This window comes from Agrobacterium sp. LY4, from assembly GCF_001526585.1.
Lineage (GTDB): Bacteria > Pseudomonadota > Alphaproteobacteria > Rhizobiales > Rhizobiaceae > Agrobacterium > Agrobacterium leguminum.
Genome location: NZ_ASYA01000052.1, coordinates 52745 through 70244, shown reverse-complemented (window position 1 = coordinate 70244; position 17500 = coordinate 52745). Strand labels below are relative to the sequence as shown.

Genomic DNA, 17500 nt, shown 5'->3' with positions numbered 1-17500 from the left:
CTTTCCGTTAAACGTCTATATAACAACGCGGAAGACGAGGCGGCTTTTCTGCCTCGCAAAGGAACTGGCCCGGTTCAATGACCATTGATCCAGATAGGAAAATAGAATTGCCTGACGGGAAGGCGGAAGAGGCGGCTGACTGGCTGATACGTCTGCAGGCGGGATCGGTGGAGCCGCGGCTGAAGGCGGAGTTTGATCGATGGCTGGTTGCCTCGCCGGCAAACCGTCTTGCCTGGGAGCGGACATGCAAAACGTGGCGCAACCTCGGTCTGGTTGAACCGGCTTTCAAGAACCTCTGGGAAGATGCACCCCACCTGCCGGCCAAGGCCGAAAAACAGCTGCCGCGGCGACGCTTTACCGTTCGTCACTATGCCGGCATGGCCATGGCTGCGGCGTCGCTCTGTCTTGCTGTGCTTTTCGTACCCGCTTTTTTTGTCCGCATCGAAGCGGATTATCAGACCAGTACGGCTGAAAGCCGCACGATAGTCCTTGAAGACGGTAGCAGGGTGCAACTTGCCGCTGCGAGTGCGCTTTCCACCGATTTTACCGATGGCCGCCGTAATGTGAAAGTGCTGAAGGGCGAAGCTTTTTTTGATGTCGTGCCAGATAGCGCGCGACCCTTCGTGGTGGAGACGAAGAACGTCACCGTTCAGGTGCTGGGCACGGCTTTCGATGTCGATCTCACGGATGGCATAACGCAGGTCGCGCTTGCGCATGGCTCGGTGGAAGCATCCTTCCGCAATGCGGCGCCTACACGGCTCATCCCCGGCGAGATGCTGATTGTCGACGCCTCCGGTGCAATCCGAAAGGAGAGCGTGTCCGTGGAGGATATAGGCGGCTGGCGCAACGGGGAGCTTTATGTGGTGGATGCGACGATCGGCTCGGTCGTGGAGCAGATACAGCGCTATCATCCGGCATGGCTGACGATGGCGGACAAAAGGCTGGCCGAGCAGCGGGTAACGGGTTTTTACGATCTTCGCGACCCGGACCGCGCGTTGGAAGCATTGGTGGAACCTTACCGGGGCAAGGTGCATGCGATTGGCGGCAGCGCCCGCATCATCACCCGCTTCTGAAACAGTTGAAAACAAAAAATCATATTTATTTTCAGTAATTTATAAAATTTCCTCAAAAAGCCTGAAAAAAATCGCCGAGGCAATCGTCTTTTTGTTGAGTAATCCGGTCAAGATATTTCCGGAACGAAAGACAGGAAGACTGAAGCAATATGCGCCTCCATATACGTGTAACCGGTTCGGGCAGAAAAGCGGGAAAGCATGCGCGCACAGCCATGCTGCTGGCGACGACGGCTGTCGTTGTTTCAATCTCGATGCCGGTTTTTGCGCAGACCGGACCTGATGCCGCCAATAGCCAGCGCCCGAATGGCGAGCAGGGCGCAACGCGGCCGTTCAACATTCCTGCCCAGTCGCTGTCATCCGTGGTAGGTGCCTTCGGGCGGCAATCCGGCCTTCAGGTCACGCTGGCCACGCCATCGGCCGGCAATGTGCGCACCAACGCCGTCACCGGCAGTTTCACGGTGCGGGAGGCGCTGTCGCGGTTGCTGGCGGGAACGGGCGTCAATTTCCGTATCGCCGGCAATGGCAGAACCGTCGTCATCGGCACGGGGCAATCGACCGTCGATCTTTCCGCGGCGGAGGGTACGACGGTTCTGGAAACCATTACCCTGACCGGCAAGACCGGGCGTAACTCCATTGCCGGTTCCGGTTATCAGGGGACGCCCGACTGGGTTTATGAAACGCCCGCCAGCGTCAGCGTGGTCGGCCGTGAGGCGATCCAGTCGGCCGGGGTGCGCAACACGCGCGATGTTTTCAACCGGGTTTCCGGTGTTTATGCCGGCGAGGGCAATGGCAGCTTCCCAACCGTTTCGCCCAATGTGCGCGGTTTGCAGGAAAGCGGCCGCGTGGTCGTCTCCATCGATGGCGCGCGGCAGAATGCGCAGCGTGGTGCGGCCTTCGGCGGCGCCACGAGCTACACCGCAAGCGCCGGGCAGGGTTATGTGGATGTCGCTTTCATCCGTGCCGTCGAGATCGAGAAAATAACCAATGCGCGCTCAGGCAATGCCGGCTCTCTGGGCGGCAAGGTCGAGTTCCGAACCGTCAGCGCCGACGATCTGATTACCGAGGGTGAAAACAAAGGCGGGGAAGCGAATGTTTCCCGCGGCACCAATGGCTATGATTTTCAGGGCTCGGTTCTCGGCGCCGTTCGCTCGCCGGATGGTCCTCTCTCCTTCGTCGCCGGCTACAGCCGCACGATCATGGATGAATACAAGGTCGGCACAAAAGGGGAGGCCCGCAGCACCGCGCTGACAATGAAGGATTTGCTCGGCCGCGACGGTTGGTCGACCTTTTTCAAGGGCGAAGGCGACTTCGGCGACGTCAAGGCTTCGCTGTCCTGGATGCATCAGGAGAATGACTTCGTTCAGGGCGCTTCCACGGTGATCGACCGGGAAAGCGTAAGAAACGACAGCGTTGTCGCGAAGCTGGATTGGGATCCGGAGAGCGAACTCATCGACTTTAAGTCGTCTCTGTGGCTGAACGATAATATGACGCATGAACTGCGTGCGGCGCGCACTGGAGCCGGGAGCGCAGGATATGCGGCTGAAACCAATCTTGACATGGGCCTACGGAGTTTCGGCGTTAGCGTTGAAAACACCAGTCGTGCCACTACACCGGCAGGCGAGCTTAGCCTTAACTACGGCGTCGAGGCTTTTCGAGATATTGCTTCTTCGGTTGCCACCAGTTCCACCATCGAAAATAACCCCTCTTATGCCAGTAGTTATACCGCTTTTAGCCCGGCAGGGCGACGTGATGTAGCGAGCCTATTTTTCAACGGTGAGCTGGAACCTGCAGACTGGATCACGTTAAGCGGTGGTGTTCGGTATGACTGGTCGCGACTGAAGGGGCGCACGACATATTACAATCAGGTTACAGTCGCTACAGGCTCAAACCGTATTGTTGGCTCGGCAGACAGTTATCTCACGTATGTTTCACAATACCTGCCGGCGACCTACAGCCGCGTCTACGCCATCTGCATGACTGGGGTGTTTGGTGGCCGTACTTTCACTGCGGCCCAGAGGGCAAGTTCCTGCAATACTTTGAACAACGTTTGGCCCGCCACCAGGGGCGAAATCATTGACGGCCGGTGGCGTGATGCCGGAACGACTTACTATGCTACCACTTACTCAACGGAATATCCCTCCTATGACGTGGAGATAGACCATACCTACAGCGCATGGCTACCTTCCGCGACGATCGAACTGAAACCCGTCGACTGGTTCCGCCCCTATGTGAGCTATTCCCAGAGCCTGCGTCCGCCGACAATTCTCGAGGCATTTTTCGCAGGAGCTCGCCCGGGCGACAGCCCCGGATACGAATACGCTCCGAACCAGGCCCTGCGTGCCGAAAAGGCGACGACCTACGAAGTCGGCGCGAATATGAGCTTCGACGGCGTGCTGCTGGACGACGATTCCATTCGCATCAAAATGGCCGCCTTTCGCCGCGAGGTGAAGGACTATATCGCGCTCGGTTATCTCGTTACGGATCAGGTTCTCGACCGCACCTATACCAGCTTCGTCAATCTGGACGGCACGACCTATATGCGCGGGCTGGAATTCGAGGGCAATTACGATGCCCGCAGTTTCTGGATCGGCGGCTCGGCAACATTTCTGAAAACAGAATGGCCTGAAAAGACACAGGTTTTTTCCAACGGCACGACCACCACAACCGGTGAAATCGTTGCCTGGCCGGGCGACGTCGCGCCCAAGGTGAAGCTGACGCTCGATGGCGGCATGCGTTTCTTCGATGAAAAATTCTCGCTGGGCGCAAGGCTCAACCACGTTACGCCGACGCAGTCGCGTACGCTGGATACGGAAGGCAATCTGCGTGAGGTGACCGATCCCTACACGACGGTGGATCTCTACGGTTCCTATGCCTTCAACGACAAGGCCACGCTTCGCTTCGCCGTCAATAACCTGACGGACCGCAAATACATTCCGGCAGCCAGCGCCTACACGGCGCCGGGCCGCACCTTTATCGCGACGATGAACGTGAAGTTCTGAACCGTGGAAGAAATTCTCCGGGCTGGGTTGCAGCCCGTCCCGGAGATGAAACGCCTTCGCCACAGGACGAAGGTATCGATATTGGCCAGCAAAGGAGTACACCTATGGCTACCACAATTCAACTGACGCAGTCTTCCTCGGATCTGATCGGCTACCTCAACGGTTGGACGAGCGGTTTCGGTTCGACCTATGGTGCGTTCTACGACGCTCAGACCAGCTCTCTCGCCACCACCACCATCGATCCGAACACGACCTATGAGGCGTGGGGCGATGGCAGCACCGGCGGCAAGGGCATCGTCATGAGCGGCGCTCTGCAGTACTCGCAGGGTAACCTGACGGGTTCGGTCGACAGCATCGTTCTGGGCACCGGCTACAGCCAGTCCACCAGCGGCATCGCCGTTAGCCAGCAGGAACTGCTGATCGATCCCGACAGCGCCTATTCGCTCGCCGGTGCCCGCGATCTTCTCGATCTCGCCGTCTACCAGCTTGCCCGCTTCGGTTCGCTGGCCGGCTTCTATGATTACTTTGCCGCCACCGGCACGGTGATCGAGGACACGACTGCCTCCAACACCCTGACAGGTTTTGCTGGTGCAGATACCTTTGTATTCTCCGGCGGCAATGATGTGGTGCAGGCCGGTCCCACCGGGACCTACGCTACCAGGACGGTACGGACAAACTGGACGTTTCCGCTTGGGGCTCCGGGAGCATTGACGATGTCTTCATCAGCAACAATGCAAACGGCGATGCTGTCATCGAAAACATTTTTGGTGGCGACACTATCACCCTCGTTGGTGTAGATTCCAGCGTACTCGACGCATCGGACTTCATTTTCGCCAGCGCATCGGCGCTTGCCGCGTAAAGGAAAATCAGGCTGTGGGCTTTCAAAACCACCAGCAGACGCCGCCGCAGTCCCTCACTGCGGCGGTTGTTTCGCCCCTTAAAAGCACATTTCTCGGCGTTGCGCTCGTCAGCGGCGTGGTCAATATACTCGCGCTCACGTCGCCGCTCTTCATGCTACAGGTTTATGACCGGGTTCTGGCAAGCGGCAGCCTGCCGACGCTGGTCGGGATCGCCATTCTCGCGCTTGGCCTTTACGGCTTCCAGTGCCTGCTCGATATCATCCGCGCTCGCGTTCTGATCCGCATCGGTGAAGATTTCGACATGCGTTATTCCGGCAGGGTGCATGATGCGGTGGTGCGCCTGCCGCTCGTCAACCGCATGCCGGGCGACGGTCTCCAGCCGCTGCGCGATCTCGACAATGTGCGCGGTTTTCTCTCCGGCACGGGGCCGACGGCCTTTTTCGATCTGCCGTGGATGCCGCTTTATCTCGGCATATGTTTTCTGTTTCATTTCTGGATCGGCGTGACGGCGCTTGCCGGCGCTATATTGCTTGTCTCCCTGACGATCCTCACCAATATCTTTTCGCAGAAGCCGATCCGCGACACCATGGTCGAGAACATGGCCCGCAACCGGCAGCTGGAGGCCTCGCGCCGCAATGCCGAAGTCGTGCAGGCCATGGGGCTTGGCGGCCGGCTCGGCAAACGCTGGCAAATCTCCAACGAGGCCTATCTTGCCGCCAATCGCAAGGCGGGCGATGTGGCCGGCGGTCTCGGCAACATCGCAAAGTCTTTGCGGGTCGTGCTGCAATCGGCCATTCTGGCGGTCGGCGCTTGGCTCGTCATCAATCAGGAGGCCTCAGGCGGTGTGATGATCGCCAGTTCGATCATGATGGGCAGGGCGCTGGCGCCCGTCGATCTCGCCATTTCCAACTGGAAGTCCTTCGTGGCCGCCCGGCAGAGCTGGGCGCGGCTGAGAGAGCTTTTTGCACAGATGCCGGCCAATGCCGCCGCCATGGCCCTGCCGAAGCCTGAAAAGGAACTGCGGGTCGAAAACGTCACCATCGTTCCGCCGGGAGAAAGAAAGCCGACCGTCACCGGGCTTGGCTTCATCGTGACCGCCGGAAACGCGCTCGGCGTCATTGGCCCCTCCGGCTCGGGTAAATCCACGCTCGCGCGCATTCTCACCGGCGCGTGGATGCCGGCGGCCGGCAAGGTACGGCTGGACGGTGCAAGTTTCGAGCAGTGGGACCGTGAGGCGCTGGGCCGCCATATCGGCTATCTGCCGCAGGGCGTGGAGCTGTTCGACGGCACGATCGGTGAAAATATCTCCCGTTTCGAGGATAATCCCGATCCTGACGCCATCATCGCGGCGGCCAGGGCTGCGGGCGCGCATGAACTGATCCTGCGTTTCGAAAAGGGTTATGACAGCGATATCGGCGAGGCGGGTTCGGCGCTTTCCGCTGGGCAGCGCCAGCGCATCGGCCTTGCCCGCGCGCTATACCGCGATCCCTTCATCGTGGTGCTGGATGAACCCAACGCCAATCTCGATGCGGAAGGCGAAGCTGCCGTGGTCAAGGCGATTTCCTCGGTCAAGGCGCGGGGCGGTATTGCCGTCGTCGTTGCCCACCGGCCGAGCGCCATCGGTGCTGTCGATTTCATTCTGATGATGGAAGAGGGGAGGATGAAGGCCTTCGGCCCACGCGACGAGGTGCTTTCGAAGGTACTGCGCGTTCCGCAGGCGCAGGCGGCCAAGGGATTTACCGCATCCGCCCAGACGATCTCGCCGCTGCGCGTCGTCGCCAATACCCAGTCGCAGGCGCTGGTGCTGGAAGACGTCCGTGAAGAGAACAGCCAGGAAGGAGATGCGGATGTCAAACATTGACCAGCGCAGCCATGTGTCCCGCTCCATCCGAAAACATCTTGTTGCCGGCCTCGCTGCGGGTGTGGCGCTGCTGGCCGGCGTCGGCGGATGGGCTGCGACGACCAATCTTGCCGGCGCGGTTGTCGCCTCCGGCCATCTGGTGGTGGATTCCTACAGCAAGAAGGTGCAGCACCCGAGCGGCGGTGTGGTCGGCGAAATTCTGGTGAATGAGGGCGACAGGGTGAAGGCTGGCGATGTGGTCATGCGCCTCGACGCGACCCAGACCCGCGCCAATCTAGCCATCGTGACCAAGCGTCTGGATGAGCTGAATGCGCGCATGGCAAGGCTGGAGGCCGAGCGCGACGATCTGCCGGAACTCATTTTTCCGCAGGCGCTGATGGCGCGAAAAGACGATGCCGATGTCGCCTCCGCCATGCGCAGCGAGACCAAGCTGTTCGAATTCCGCAAATCCTATCGCGAAGGCCGCAAAGCACAGCTTTCCGAGCGCATCACCCAGTTCGAACATGAGATCGAAGGGCTGAAGGCGCAGGAAGTCGCCTATGATAACGGCCTTGCCGTGCTGGAGGCTGAAATCACCTCGCAGAAATCCCTGCGCGAACAGGGTATCGTTTCGGTGCAGAGGCTGAACAGCCTGCAGACGCAGGCTGCGACATTCGGCGGCGAGCGCGGCGAAAAAATCGCCTATCAGGCGCAGACGGCAGGGCGCATCACCGAGACCAGGCTGCAAATCCTGCAGATCGACCAGGAATTGCGCACCGAGGTCGGGCGGGAGCTGCGGGAGATACAGGCGCAGATGGGCGAATTCGTCGAGCGCAAGGTTGCCGCCGAAGACGAGCTTAAGCGCATCGATATCGTCGCGCCGCAATCCGGCATGGTGCATGAAATGGCCGTGCATACGGTGGGTGGCGTGGTGACGCCTGCAGATCCGATCATGCTCATCGTGCCTGACGGAGACGAGCTGGCGCTGGAGGTGCAGATCGTGCCGAAGGATATCGATCAGCTTCAGGTGGGGCAAAAGGCCATGCTGCGCATGACCGCTTTCAATCAGCGTGTCACGCCGGAACTGGAAGGCCATGTCAGCCGCATCGCGGCGGATATCACCACCGACCAGCGCAGCGGTCTTTCCTATTATCTGGCGCGGATTTCCGTGCCGGTCTCCGAGCGGCAGAAGCTGAACAATGCGCCGCTGGTGCCGGGCATGCCGGCCGAGGCGTTCATTCAGACCAGCGAAAGGACGGCGCTGTCCTATATCGCCAAGCCGCTGACCGACCAGATCAGCCGCGCCTTCCGTGAGGAGTAGGAATCTGGGTCCGGTTTCCGGGCTCTATCCACCTTCGCCAAAACGGAAGGCGGCAAAGCCTTTCGTCTGTGTCGGGATCGCCCAGACGCCGCCCGAAAACGGTGCTTTCGCCAGCCGGTCTTCGGACATGTTGTGTCGGTGTGACGTCAGGAAAAGGATGCTGAAATCAGGTCCTCCGAAGCACGGCATGGTGGGGTGCGGCACAGGAGTCGCAATCACATCCGCATGCTTGCCATCAGGTGTGAAAACGTTCAACAGGCCGGCGGAAACGCCAGCGCTGTAATAGGTGCCGCTGCTGTCGAGACAGCCGCCATCGGGTCTTCCCGTCTCTTCCGTCATCCGGGCCACCAGCACGCCCTCATCGAATGTGCCGGTCCTGCTGTCGAATTTTCGCCTGCGTATCCATTTCTGGACGGAATCGCTCTGCCACATGATGGAGCCGTCCGGGGAAAAGGCGAGGCCGTTCGGGCATGTGAGGCCAGTCTGCATGCGCTCGGCGCTTTTTTCGGTGATCCGCCAAAGTTCACCATGGGGCTCCATGTCCGTGAGTGGCACATTGTGCATGGTTCCCACCCAGAAGGCGCCGTCGGGGCCGACCCGTCCGTCGTTCAGCCGGCAAGGAATGCCGTCCGGTGACGGGAGGGAGTGGAGAAGGCGTGTTTCGCCGCTCTCCGGATCGAGGATGACGATATCCATGCCGCAGGCGACGATGAGGTCGCCGTTCCGACAGAGGCCGAGACTCGATACCGTATGGGGAAACGCCCATTCGCGATAGAAGCCGGGCTCGAGCGCTGCGGACCGCACCGTCCTGCCGAGTATATCGCACCAGAAAAGCACCTGTCGCCGCTCGTCCCAGACAGGGGATTCCGCAAGTGTGCTCATCGTGTCGCACAGAAGTTTCGCCTGAGACATGGCAAGCGCTTTTTCGGGAGTTGCCGTATTCATGATGCTCGAACCGTTGAAGATGATGGCGCGGAATTATTCGAAATAGTCCTGGTGGTTCTCGAAAACCTGCGAAAGAATGCCGAGAACGCGTCTCAAGTGCTTGCGCAAACTATCGGTCGCGCGGGCTTCGTCCCCGGCCTTGATCGCATCGTAAACCGCTTCATGTTCGGAGAGCAGCCGCGCCATATGCGCCTCGTCGGTGATGGCGAGGGCGCGCAGGCGGTCCAGTCCCGCCTTCTCGCGGATCAACAGCGTCTCCAGCCTCTCAAGCCCCGTCGCGGCGGCAAGCGCGCTGTGGAACTGGTCGTCATGCACACGGAAAGCCTTTCTGTCTCCGCGGTGCATGGCTGCGCGCTGGCCGGTGAGGGCGTGTTCGATCTCCTGCTCGGCCTCCGCCGTTATGCCGATCTGGCACAGCCTGCAAACCGCAGCGACCTCCAGCGCCTCGCGGATGAACTGCGCGCTACGAATGTGCTTTTCCGATAATCTGGAGACATAGGTGCCACGGCTTGGCAGGGTGACGATCAGGCCGTCATCCCGCAGGCGGCTCAGCGCTTCGCGCACCGGCGTTCGACTGGAATTGAACAACTGGCCGATTTCGTTTTCCGAAACCGCCTGGCCGGGAAAAAGCTCCCGGGAAAGGATCGCCGATTTCAGCGCGGAATAGATCTGGTCCACGACCGGACGATTAAGGTCCAGCCGTTCCATTGTCGGCACGGTGCCACCTGTTACGGGAATTTTCGGCATATACCCTCCAGCGTTTTCATAACCGGTATACCGGAACACAAGTCTGTTGACAACCGGCATACCGGTATGCAAATGATTGCGCATGGGAAGGAGGCTCCCGAAATGCAAAATATCAAGACCTGCGTCATCGTTGGCGCCGGAATGGTGGCGAAGACGCATGTGCTCGCCTGTGCGGCAAGTCCGGAAAAAATTCGCCTGAAGGGTCTAGTCGATGGCGGCTCCGGCCGCGCCAGGGCGCTGGCCGCCGAAGCGTCGAAACACGTCGGATATGAGGTCGTCGTTTATTCCTCCGTCGAGGAAGCCGCACGCGATGCGGATGTCGATTTCGCCATCGTCGCAACGCCGCCGAATGCCCGCATCGATATCGTCGGACAGCTCGCAAAGGCGGGCAAACACATTCTGATGGAAAAGCCCGTCGCCCGTAACACGCAGGAGGCCGGCGGCCTTGTCGCCCTCTGTCGTGACGCCGGCGTCACGCTCGGCATCATCTTCCAGCACCGTATGCGGGCTGCATCACAAAAAGCCCGGGAGCTCGTGGACGGCGGGACGCTTGGGGCGCTGGGTCTCTGCGAAATTTCCGTGCCGTGGTGGCGCGGGCAATCCTATTATGATGAACCCGGCCGCGGCACACTCGCACGCGACGGCGGCGGTGTTCTGATCTCCCAGGCAATTCACACCATCGATCTGGCGCTCAGCCTCGCCGGGCCGGTCTCGCGCGTTCAGGCCATGGCGGCGACGACGCGGTTTCATCGCATGGAAACCGAGGATTATGTCGCGGCCGGCCTTCGTTTCAAGAATGGCGCCGTCGGCTCGCTGGTGGCAAGTACGGCAAGTTTTCCCGGCGCTCCGGAATCGATTGTCCTGCATTTCGACAATGCCAGCCTGCGGCTCGCCTCGGGCCTCCTGCATGTCGACTGGCGCGATGGCCGGCAGGAGACCTTTGGCGGCGCGGCATCCGGCACGGGCGGCGGCGCAGACCCCATGGCTTTCACGCATGAATGGCATCAGGGCGTCTTCGAAGATTTCGCAGACGCCATCTCCTCAGGGCGCGCCCCGGTCGTCACCGGTGAAGCGGCTCTTTTGTCTCACAGATTGATCGACGCGATCATCAACTCGGCCGACACCGGCAAGGAAGTGGAACTGCAGGATGACTAAAGCAATCAAGTTCGTCGCTCTCGGGATTGAGCACCGGCACATTTTCGGCATGGCCCAGAACCTGCTGGACGCCGGCGCGGAATTCGTCGGCTGGTGGACCGAAGGCGAACCCGACGTGGTGGAAGGCTTCGTCAAGCGCTTCCCGACCGTGCCGCGCGCGGCATCGAAAGAGGCTCTGCTTGCCGATGGCACCGTCGATCTCGTGGTGATCGCCGATATTCCTTCCAAGCGCGCCGATCTGGCGATCGCCGCCATGGAAGCAGGCAAGGACGTCATGTCCGACAAGCCCGGCTGCACCACTTTCGAACAGCTCGACCGCCTTCGCCAGACCGTGGCAAAGACCAAGCGTATCTGGACCGTCGATTTCTCCGAGCGTTTTGAAGTTCCGAGCGTGACCAAGGCCGCTGAACTCGTCGCGCAGGGCGCCATCGGCCGCGTCATTCAGACCGTCGGCCTCGGCCCGCATCGCCTGAACCGCCAGATCCGCCCGAAGTGGTTCTTCGAACGTGAAGCTTACGGCGGCATCATCACCGATATCGCCAGCCACCAGATCGACCAGTTTATGTTCTTCACCGGCTCGACCGAAGTGGAGATTGTGGCCGCCACCGTTGCCAACTATGCCAACCCGCGCGATCCGGGCTTGCAGGATTTCGGTGAAGTGGTGCTGCGCGGTGACAAGGGCCACGGCTATATCCGCGTCGACTGGTATACGCCGGATGCGCTGCCGACCTGGGGTGACGGCCGCCTCACGATCCTCGGCACCGAGGGTTACATCGAGCTGCGTAAATATGTCGACGTCGGCAACAAGGAAGGCACCGACCGTCTCATTCTCGTGAATGGCGACCGCTGCGAATATATCGATGCCTCCGGTGCTGGTCTGCCCTATTTCGGCCGCCTGTGCGACGACATCCGCAACCGCACGGAAACGGCGATGACGCAGGAGCATGTGTTCAAGGTATGCGATCTGTCGCTGCAGGCGCAGGCCAAGGCCGAGGGAGCAAAGGCATGATCGGCGTTGCAATCGTTGGTGCCGGCATCGGCGCCCTGCATCTGAAGGGTTATCAGGCGTTGCCGGAGCGCTTCTCCGTCAAGGCTATCTGCGACCTCGATCTGGAGCGCGCGCGCTCCGTGGCGGGCGAGGATACGTCCATCCGCCTGACGACCGATCTCGATGAGATTCTGGCCGATGAGAGCATCCAGCTCATCGACGTCTGCCTGCCGCCGCACCTGCATTTCCCCGTGACGCTGAAGGCGCATGCGGCGGGCAAGGATGTGGTCTGCGAAAAGCCGCTGGTCCGTTCGCTTGAAGAAGCAAATGCGCTCATCGACTCCGTCAAAAAGACCGGCCGTGGCGTGTTTCCAGTCTTCCAGTACCGTTTCGGACATGCGATGCGGCAGCTTCGTGCGCTCATCGATGCCGGCCTTGCGGGCAAGGCCTTCGTCGCAAGCTCGGAAGTTCACTGGAACCGTGGCGCCAGCTATTACGACATTCCCTGGCGCGGTACGTGGAAGGGCGAATGCGGCGGCGCGATCCTCGGCCACGCCATCCACGCCCATGATCTTCTCTGCCACGTTCTCGGCCCGGTCGACGAAGTGTTCGCCATGGCCGATACACGCGTCAACACGATCGAAACCGAAGACTGCGCGGCGCTCAGCTTCCGCATGAAAAGCGGTGCGCTGGCGACGAGCTCGGTGACGCTCGGTGCCGCCGAAGATACGTCCCGCCTGCGTTTCTGCTTCGAAGGCTTTACCGCGGAGAGCGGCACGCTGCCCTATCGCCCGGCCGAAGACACATGGCGTTTCATCGCCCGTGCGCCGACCACGCAGGACCAGATCGACGCCGTTCTGGCAACGGTGGCCGATGGCGAAAACGGCTTTGCCGGTTTTGTCGAAGCCATTGCCGACGCGATGGAAGGACGCGGCGGCAAGGAAGTGACTGTGAACGATGGCTTGCAGTCCATCGAACTCGTCACCGCCATCTACCGCTCGGTGCGGGAAGGAAAGCCGGTCCGCCTGTCCGACGCCGCAGAAGGCGAGTGGATCAAGGGCTGGGCTCCGCGCGCATCCGCCAACGCATAATCATCTAAGGGAGGAAAAGAGATGATCGGTAAATACAGCATGGCATTGGCGCTCGCCATCGGCGCGGCGTCCTTTGCAGGCGCCGCCCATGCGGCTGAGGAAGTGCGCTTCACCTGCGCTTATGACGGCAACGGCTGCGAAATTCTGAAAGACATTCTCGCGCGTTACGAAAAGCAGCATCCGGACGTGAAGATCGTCACCGACGTCGTGCCCTACAAGGCGCTGCTGGAAGGCCTGCCCGTGCAGCTCGCCGGCGGCAGTGGCCCGGATTTCGCAACCGTGACCGATCTTGGCGGGCTCAACCGCTATTATCTCGATCTCACGCCCTATGTGGACGCGAAATATTGGGAAGACAATTTCTCCAACGTGCTGAAATGGTACCGCAGCGGCCCTGACGACAAGGGCATCTACGGCATGCATACCCAGCTCACCATCACCGGCGCCTTCATCAACCGCACTTTGTTCGATCAGGCCAATGTCGCCGTACCCGGCAAGGATGCGACGCTGGACGACTGGGCAAAGGCTGCAAGTGCTGTCGCCAAGGCAACCGGCACGCCTTACCCGATGGCCATCGACCGTTCCGGCCACCGCATTGCCGGTCCGGCCATTTCCTACGGCGCAAAGATTTTCGATGCTGATGGTAAGCCCATTCTGGTCGATGAAGGTTTCACGACCTTCGTGAAGAAATTCGTGGAGTGGAACAAGGACGGCACCATGGCGCGCGACGTCTGGGCCGGGCAGGGCGGCAATACCTATCGCGATGCCGCGCAGGAATTCATCAACGGCCAGCTCGTCTATTATTACTCGGGCAGCTGGCAGACCGCGCGTTTCGACAGCCAGGTCGGTGATGCTTTCGACTGGGAAGTCGTGCCGCAGCCCTGCGGTGGCGCTGCCTGCACCGGCATGCCGGGCGGTACCGGCGTTGTCGGCTTCAAGCAGACCAAGAACCCGAAGATCGTTGCCGACATCCTGAACTTCCTCGCTCAGGACGAGAATTATCTCGACTTCACCGTGCGCACCCGCAACGTTCCGGCCCACAAGGCCGTGGCTGACAAGGGCGTGACCTATACGGGTGCGACGCCTGCGACGCAGAAGGCCATGAATGCCTGGCTGGACCAGATCCCCGGCCTCAGCCCGATTGCCTATACCTATCAGGGTTACAAGAACAATCGCGCCATGTTCAACATCTCCGTCCAGCGCATCACGCAGGCCATCGTCGGTGAAAGCACCGTCGATGAGGCGATGGCTCGCGCGAAGACGGACCTCGAGGAAGCGTTGAAACAGGCGAAGTGATCCATCGCCTTCCGGTGCGGCGTATGCCGCGCCGCGCCGGATCGAAGGAGGACCCTCATGTATAAATTTCTTGCGCCCGTCATGGGCATCGTCGAACTGCCCTTCGCCTTCCTGCAGAAGGTTTTAGGCCACCGGCGGATCGCCTGGGTGTTTCTTACACCCAACCTGATCCTGTTTGCGGTCTTCGCCTTTCTGCCGATCGTGCTGAACATGGCCTATTCCGTGACCGGCAGCGAACACATATTGCTTTCCGAACGCCCTGCCGTGGGCGGCGAAAACTTTTCGGTCCTTCTTTCCTGTCAGAATTACCTCGACCCCAATTCCTGTCAGCGCGACCTGTTCTGGCGCTCCGTCTGGAACACGGTTTTCTTTGTCGTGCTGCAGGTGGGTTTCATGGTCGGCTTTTCGCTGATCACGGCCATCGTGCTCAACCGCGATATCCGGGCGCGCGGGTTCTTCCGTGCCGTCTTCTTCTTCCCCGTGCTGCTGTCGCCCGTGGTTGTGGCCTTGATATGGAAGTGGATTCTCCAGCGTTTCGGCGTTCTCAACGCGGCGATGGAAGGCTTGGGACTCGGTTCGGTCGACTGGTTGCTCGAAGCCAATCTTGCCTTCGGCTGGTCGGTCTTCCTGTCGGTCTGGGCGCATATGGGTTTCTACACGCTCATTCTTCTGGCCGGGCTCCAGGCGATCCCGCGCGATGTCTATGAGGCGGCGCAGCTCGACAAGGCGAGCCCTTGGCGCATCTTCCGGCGCATCACGCTGCCGCTGCTGGCACCCACCATGCTCGTCGTCCTCGTCCTGTCGCTCATCAAGGGCGTGCAGACCTTCGATGAAGTCTTTGCCTTCACGGGTGGCGGTCCCGGTTCGGCGACCACCTTCATCATTCAGTTCATCTATCAGACCGGCTTTGCCGGGACGCCCCGCAATTTCGGCCTTGCGGCTGCTGCTTCGCTGCTGCTCGCGGTGGTGCTGGTGGTGCTGACCGCCCTGCAATTCCGGGCAAACAGGAGCAAGGTCGATGGCTAGGATTGGCGCATTTCTGACCCGTACCCGCGGCCGCAACGGCAAGCTGCACTGGACCGACTGGCTGTCCTACGCCTATCTCGGCGTGGCCGTGCTGATGATGTTCGGTCCCGTCGTCTGGCTCGTGCTTTCCTCGTTCAAGACGGAAGCCGATCTCCAGCGTTTCCCGCCGCGCCTCCTGCCCTATACGCAGGAAACCGTGGTGGTGGATGGGCAGGCAGCGCCGCTGCCGGCATATGTCGACAAGGATGGCCGCAAGTTCGGCATGGTGCGCCGCATCGGTCTCGTTGCCCAGGTGGTCGACCCGGCCAAGCCAGCCGAAGTCCTGAAGATGCCGTTCAACGAGCTGAAGCCGGCTGAAAAAGTGGCGCTGGCGACGGAAAACTACACCGAGCTTTTCCAGCGCTTCAATTTCCCGCTCTATTTCTGGAACTCGACCTTCATCACGGTGACGTCCACCATCATCATGCTGATCGTCAATTCCATGGCGGCCTTCGCGCTCTCGAAATACCAGTTCAAGGGCAGGGGCGTGGTGCTGGCGCTGGTTGTCGGCACGCTGATGATCCCGCAGACCGTCGTGCTGGTGCCGCTGTTTCTCATCACCAGCCAGCTGGGCATGATCAACAGTCTCTGGGGCGTCATCATTCCGGGAGCCGCGACACCCACAGGTGTCTTCCTGCTGCGGCAATATATGCTGACGATCCCGGATGAAATCCTCGATGCCGCCCGCATGGACAAGGCGAGCGAGTGGAAGATCTACTGGCGCATCATCCTGCCACTTTCGGCCCCGGCGCTTGCCGTTCTTGCGATCCTTGCGATCATGTGGCGCTGGAACGACTTCCTCTGGCCGCTGATCGTGCTGACCCGCAACGACAACTTCACCCTGCAACTGGCGCTCAACTCCTTCCAGGGGGAGATGACGACGGAATGGAGCAATCTTCTGGCTATGACGGTGCTGACGCTCGCCCCGATCGCGCTGGTCTTCATGTTCCTGCAAAAATACATCGCCACCGGCATTGCATCGACGGGCGGCAAATAATCCTCAGGGAGGAAACACGACAATGGCAAGTATAGAGCTTCGTCAGGTCAAAAAGACATATGGTGCCCTCGATGTGATCAAGGGTGTCGATCTCGATATCAAACACGGCGAATTCTGTGTTTTCGTCGGCCCTTCCGGCTGCGGCAAGTCGACCCTGCTGCGCATGATCTCCGGTCTCGAGGAGTTGAGCGGCGGCGATATCGTCATCGGCGGTGATGTGGTCAACACGGTTCCGGCCGCAGATCGCGGCCTTGCCATGGTGTTCCAGTCCTATGCCCTTTATCCGCATATGACGGTGCGCGAAAACCTGTCCTTCGGGCTTGAGAACATCGGCACCTCCAAAAAGGATATCGCCGAAAAGATCTCCCAGGTTTCCAAGATGCTGCAGATCGACCAGCTTCTGGAGCGTCGTCCCAAGGACCTGTCGGGCGGCCAGCGCCAGCGCGTCGCCATCGGCCGCGCCGTGGTGCGCGAGCCGCGTGTGTTCCTCTTCGACGAGCCGCTTTCCAACCTCGATGCGGAACTGCGCGTCGACATGCGCGGTGAGATTTCCAGTCTTCACCGGCGTCTCGGCAATACCATGATCTATGTGACGCACGATCAGGTGGAAGCCATGACCATGGCCGACAAGATCGCCGTTCTGCGCGCCGGCAAGCTGGAGCAATTCGGTGTGCCGCTCGATCTTTATAACCGCCCGGCCAATCTCTTCGTGGCAGGCTTCATCGGTTCGCCGAAGATGAATTTCTTTGCCGGCGAAGTGACCTCGGATGCAGCGCCGTCCCTGAAGATCGCCACCGGCGAATTGATCCCGCTACCGCAGACCGGCTTTTCCTATAAGCCCGGCCAGAAGGTGACGCTCGGCGTCCGCCCGAACCATGTGCAGCCGGGTGAGGGCGGCGCGCTGACCATGTCGGTGCGCACCGCGGAACAGTTGGGCGGGGAATCCTATCTCTATGGTAATCTCGGCGACGGCACTCCGGTGACGCTGCACCTTTCAGGTCAGACCTCGACCTCGGCGGGCGAAGTCATCCGCCTGTCGGCGCCGCTGGAACATATCCATCTTTTCGACACGACGAGCGGGCTGACGCTCCGGCAGGACTGACAGCCTTTGGCGCAACCCGCAACG

General features: G+C 60.5%; 13 protein-coding genes and 1 pseudogene. 12 read left to right on the top strand and 2 right to left on the bottom strand.

Annotated elements, in window-relative coordinates:
- Positions 1 to 77: 77 nt before the first annotated feature.
- The 5 genes and pseudogenes from L904_RS23775 to L904_RS23755 all read left to right on the top strand — a co-directional run bounded on the left by L904_RS23775 (position 78) and on the right by L904_RS23755 (position 8093).
- Entirely contained in the window at positions 78 to 1073 is a 996-nt protein-coding gene (locus L904_RS23775) for a FecR family protein (RefSeq protein WP_020813250.1), read from the top strand.
- Positions 1074 to 1222: 149 nt separating this feature from the next.
- Positions 1223 to 4072: a TonB-dependent receptor gene (locus L904_RS23770; RefSeq protein WP_020813251.1), complete on the top strand. Its 2850-nt coding sequence runs from the start codon at positions 1223 to 1225 to the stop codon at positions 4070 to 4072.
- A 104-nt stretch (positions 4073 to 4176) separates the two neighbouring features.
- A pseudogene (locus L904_RS23765) lies at positions 4177 to 4931 on the top strand (hypothetical protein).
- 14 nt (positions 4932 to 4945) lie between these two features.
- The gene (locus L904_RS23760) at positions 4946 to 6793 is read left to right on the top strand and encodes a type I secretion system permease/ATPase (protein WP_020813253.1); all 1848 of its coding nucleotides are present in this window, start codon (positions 4946 to 4948) and stop codon (positions 6791 to 6793) included.
- Complete coding sequence (locus tag L904_RS23755) at positions 6780 to 8093, top strand: HlyD family type I secretion periplasmic adaptor subunit (RefSeq protein WP_020813254.1); 1314 nt, start codon at positions 6780 to 6782, stop codon at positions 8091 to 8093. The genes L904_RS23760 and L904_RS23755 overlap by 14 nt, the downstream gene beginning before the upstream one ends.
- A 24-nt stretch (positions 8094 to 8117) precedes the next feature.
- On the opposite strand, the gene L904_RS23750 is transcribed toward L904_RS23755, so the two are convergent.
- Entirely contained in the window at positions 8118 to 9038 is a 921-nt protein-coding gene (locus tag L904_RS23750; protein ID WP_020813255.1) for an SMP-30/gluconolactonase/LRE family protein, read from the bottom strand.
- Positions 9039 to 9071: 33 nt separating this feature from the next.
- Positions 9072 to 9785 (bottom strand): GntR family transcriptional regulator, encoded by a 714-nt coding sequence (locus L904_RS23745; RefSeq protein ID WP_020813256.1) that lies wholly within the window; start codon positions 9783 to 9785, stop codon positions 9072 to 9074.
- A 102-nt stretch (positions 9786 to 9887) separates the two neighbouring features.
- Here L904_RS23745 and L904_RS23740 point away from each other — a divergent pair, with 102 nt between their 5' ends.
- Genes L904_RS23740 through L904_RS23710 form a run of 7 tightly spaced genes read left to right on the top strand, consistent with a single transcriptional unit; the run spans position 9888 to position 17476 of the window.
- The gene (locus L904_RS23740) at positions 9888 to 10940 is read left to right on the top strand and encodes a Gfo/Idh/MocA family protein (protein ID WP_031234524.1); all 1053 of its coding nucleotides are present in this window, start codon (positions 9888 to 9890) and stop codon (positions 10938 to 10940) included.
- Positions 10933 to 11949 (top strand): Gfo/Idh/MocA family protein, encoded by a 1017-nt coding sequence (locus L904_RS23735; protein ID WP_020813258.1) that lies wholly within the window; start codon positions 10933 to 10935, stop codon positions 11947 to 11949. Before L904_RS23740 ends, L904_RS23735 begins: the two co-directional genes overlap by 8 nt.
- Positions 11946 to 13019 (top strand): Gfo/Idh/MocA family protein, encoded by a 1074-nt coding sequence (locus L904_RS23730; protein ID WP_020813259.1) that lies wholly within the window; start codon positions 11946 to 11948, stop codon positions 13017 to 13019. The genes L904_RS23735 and L904_RS23730 overlap by 4 nt, the downstream gene beginning before the upstream one ends.
- 21 nt (positions 13020 to 13040) lie before the next feature.
- The gene (locus L904_RS23725) at positions 13041 to 14312 is read left to right on the top strand and encodes an ABC transporter substrate-binding protein (RefSeq protein WP_020813260.1); all 1272 of its coding nucleotides are present in this window, start codon (positions 13041 to 13043) and stop codon (positions 14310 to 14312) included.
- 57 nt (positions 14313 to 14369) lie between these two features.
- Complete coding sequence (locus tag L904_RS23720) at positions 14370 to 15338, top strand: carbohydrate ABC transporter permease (RefSeq protein WP_020011947.1); 969 nt, start codon at positions 14370 to 14372, stop codon at positions 15336 to 15338.
- Entirely contained in the window at positions 15331 to 16374 is a 1044-nt protein-coding gene (locus L904_RS23715; protein WP_020813261.1) for a carbohydrate ABC transporter permease, read from the top strand. Before L904_RS23720 ends, L904_RS23715 begins: the two co-directional genes overlap by 8 nt.
- A 22-nt stretch (positions 16375 to 16396) precedes the next feature.
- Positions 16397 to 17476: an ABC transporter ATP-binding protein gene (locus tag L904_RS23710; protein ID WP_020813262.1), complete on the top strand. Its 1080-nt coding sequence runs from the start codon at positions 16397 to 16399 to the stop codon at positions 17474 to 17476.
- Positions 17477 to 17500 lie beyond the last annotated feature (24 nt).

Coding starts and splice junctions, on each gene's coding strand:
- L904_RS23775 (WP_020813250.1), top strand. CDS start 78: ATGACCATTGATCCAGATAGGAAAATAGAATTGCCTGACGGGAAGGCG.
- L904_RS23770 (WP_020813251.1), top strand. CDS start 1,223: ATGCGCCTCCATATACGTGTAACCGGTTCGGGCAGAAAAGCGGGAAAG.
- L904_RS23755 (WP_020813254.1), top strand. CDS start 6,780: ATGTCAAACATTGACCAGCGCAGCCATGTGTCCCGCTCCATCCGAAAA.
- L904_RS23750 (WP_020813255.1), bottom strand. CDS start 9,038: ATGAATACGGCAACTCCCGAAAAAGCGCTTGCCATGTCTCAGGCGAAA.
- L904_RS23745 (WP_020813256.1), bottom strand. CDS start 9,785: ATGCCGAAAATTCCCGTAACAGGTGGCACCGTGCCGACAATGGAACGG.
- L904_RS23740 (WP_031234524.1), top strand. CDS start 9,888: ATGCAAAATATCAAGACCTGCGTCATCGTTGGCGCCGGAATGGTGGCG.
- L904_RS23735 (WP_020813258.1), top strand. CDS start 10,933: ATGACTAAAGCAATCAAGTTCGTCGCTCTCGGGATTGAGCACCGGCAC.
- L904_RS23730 (WP_020813259.1), top strand. CDS start 11,946: ATGATCGGCGTTGCAATCGTTGGTGCCGGCATCGGCGCCCTGCATCTG.
- L904_RS23725 (WP_020813260.1), top strand. CDS start 13,041: ATGATCGGTAAATACAGCATGGCATTGGCGCTCGCCATCGGCGCGGCG.
- L904_RS23720 (WP_020011947.1), top strand. CDS start 14,370: ATGTATAAATTTCTTGCGCCCGTCATGGGCATCGTCGAACTGCCCTTC.
- L904_RS23715 (WP_020813261.1), top strand. CDS start 15,331: ATGGCTAGGATTGGCGCATTTCTGACCCGTACCCGCGGCCGCAACGGC.
- L904_RS23710 (WP_020813262.1), top strand. CDS start 16,397: ATGGCAAGTATAGAGCTTCGTCAGGTCAAAAAGACATATGGTGCCCTC.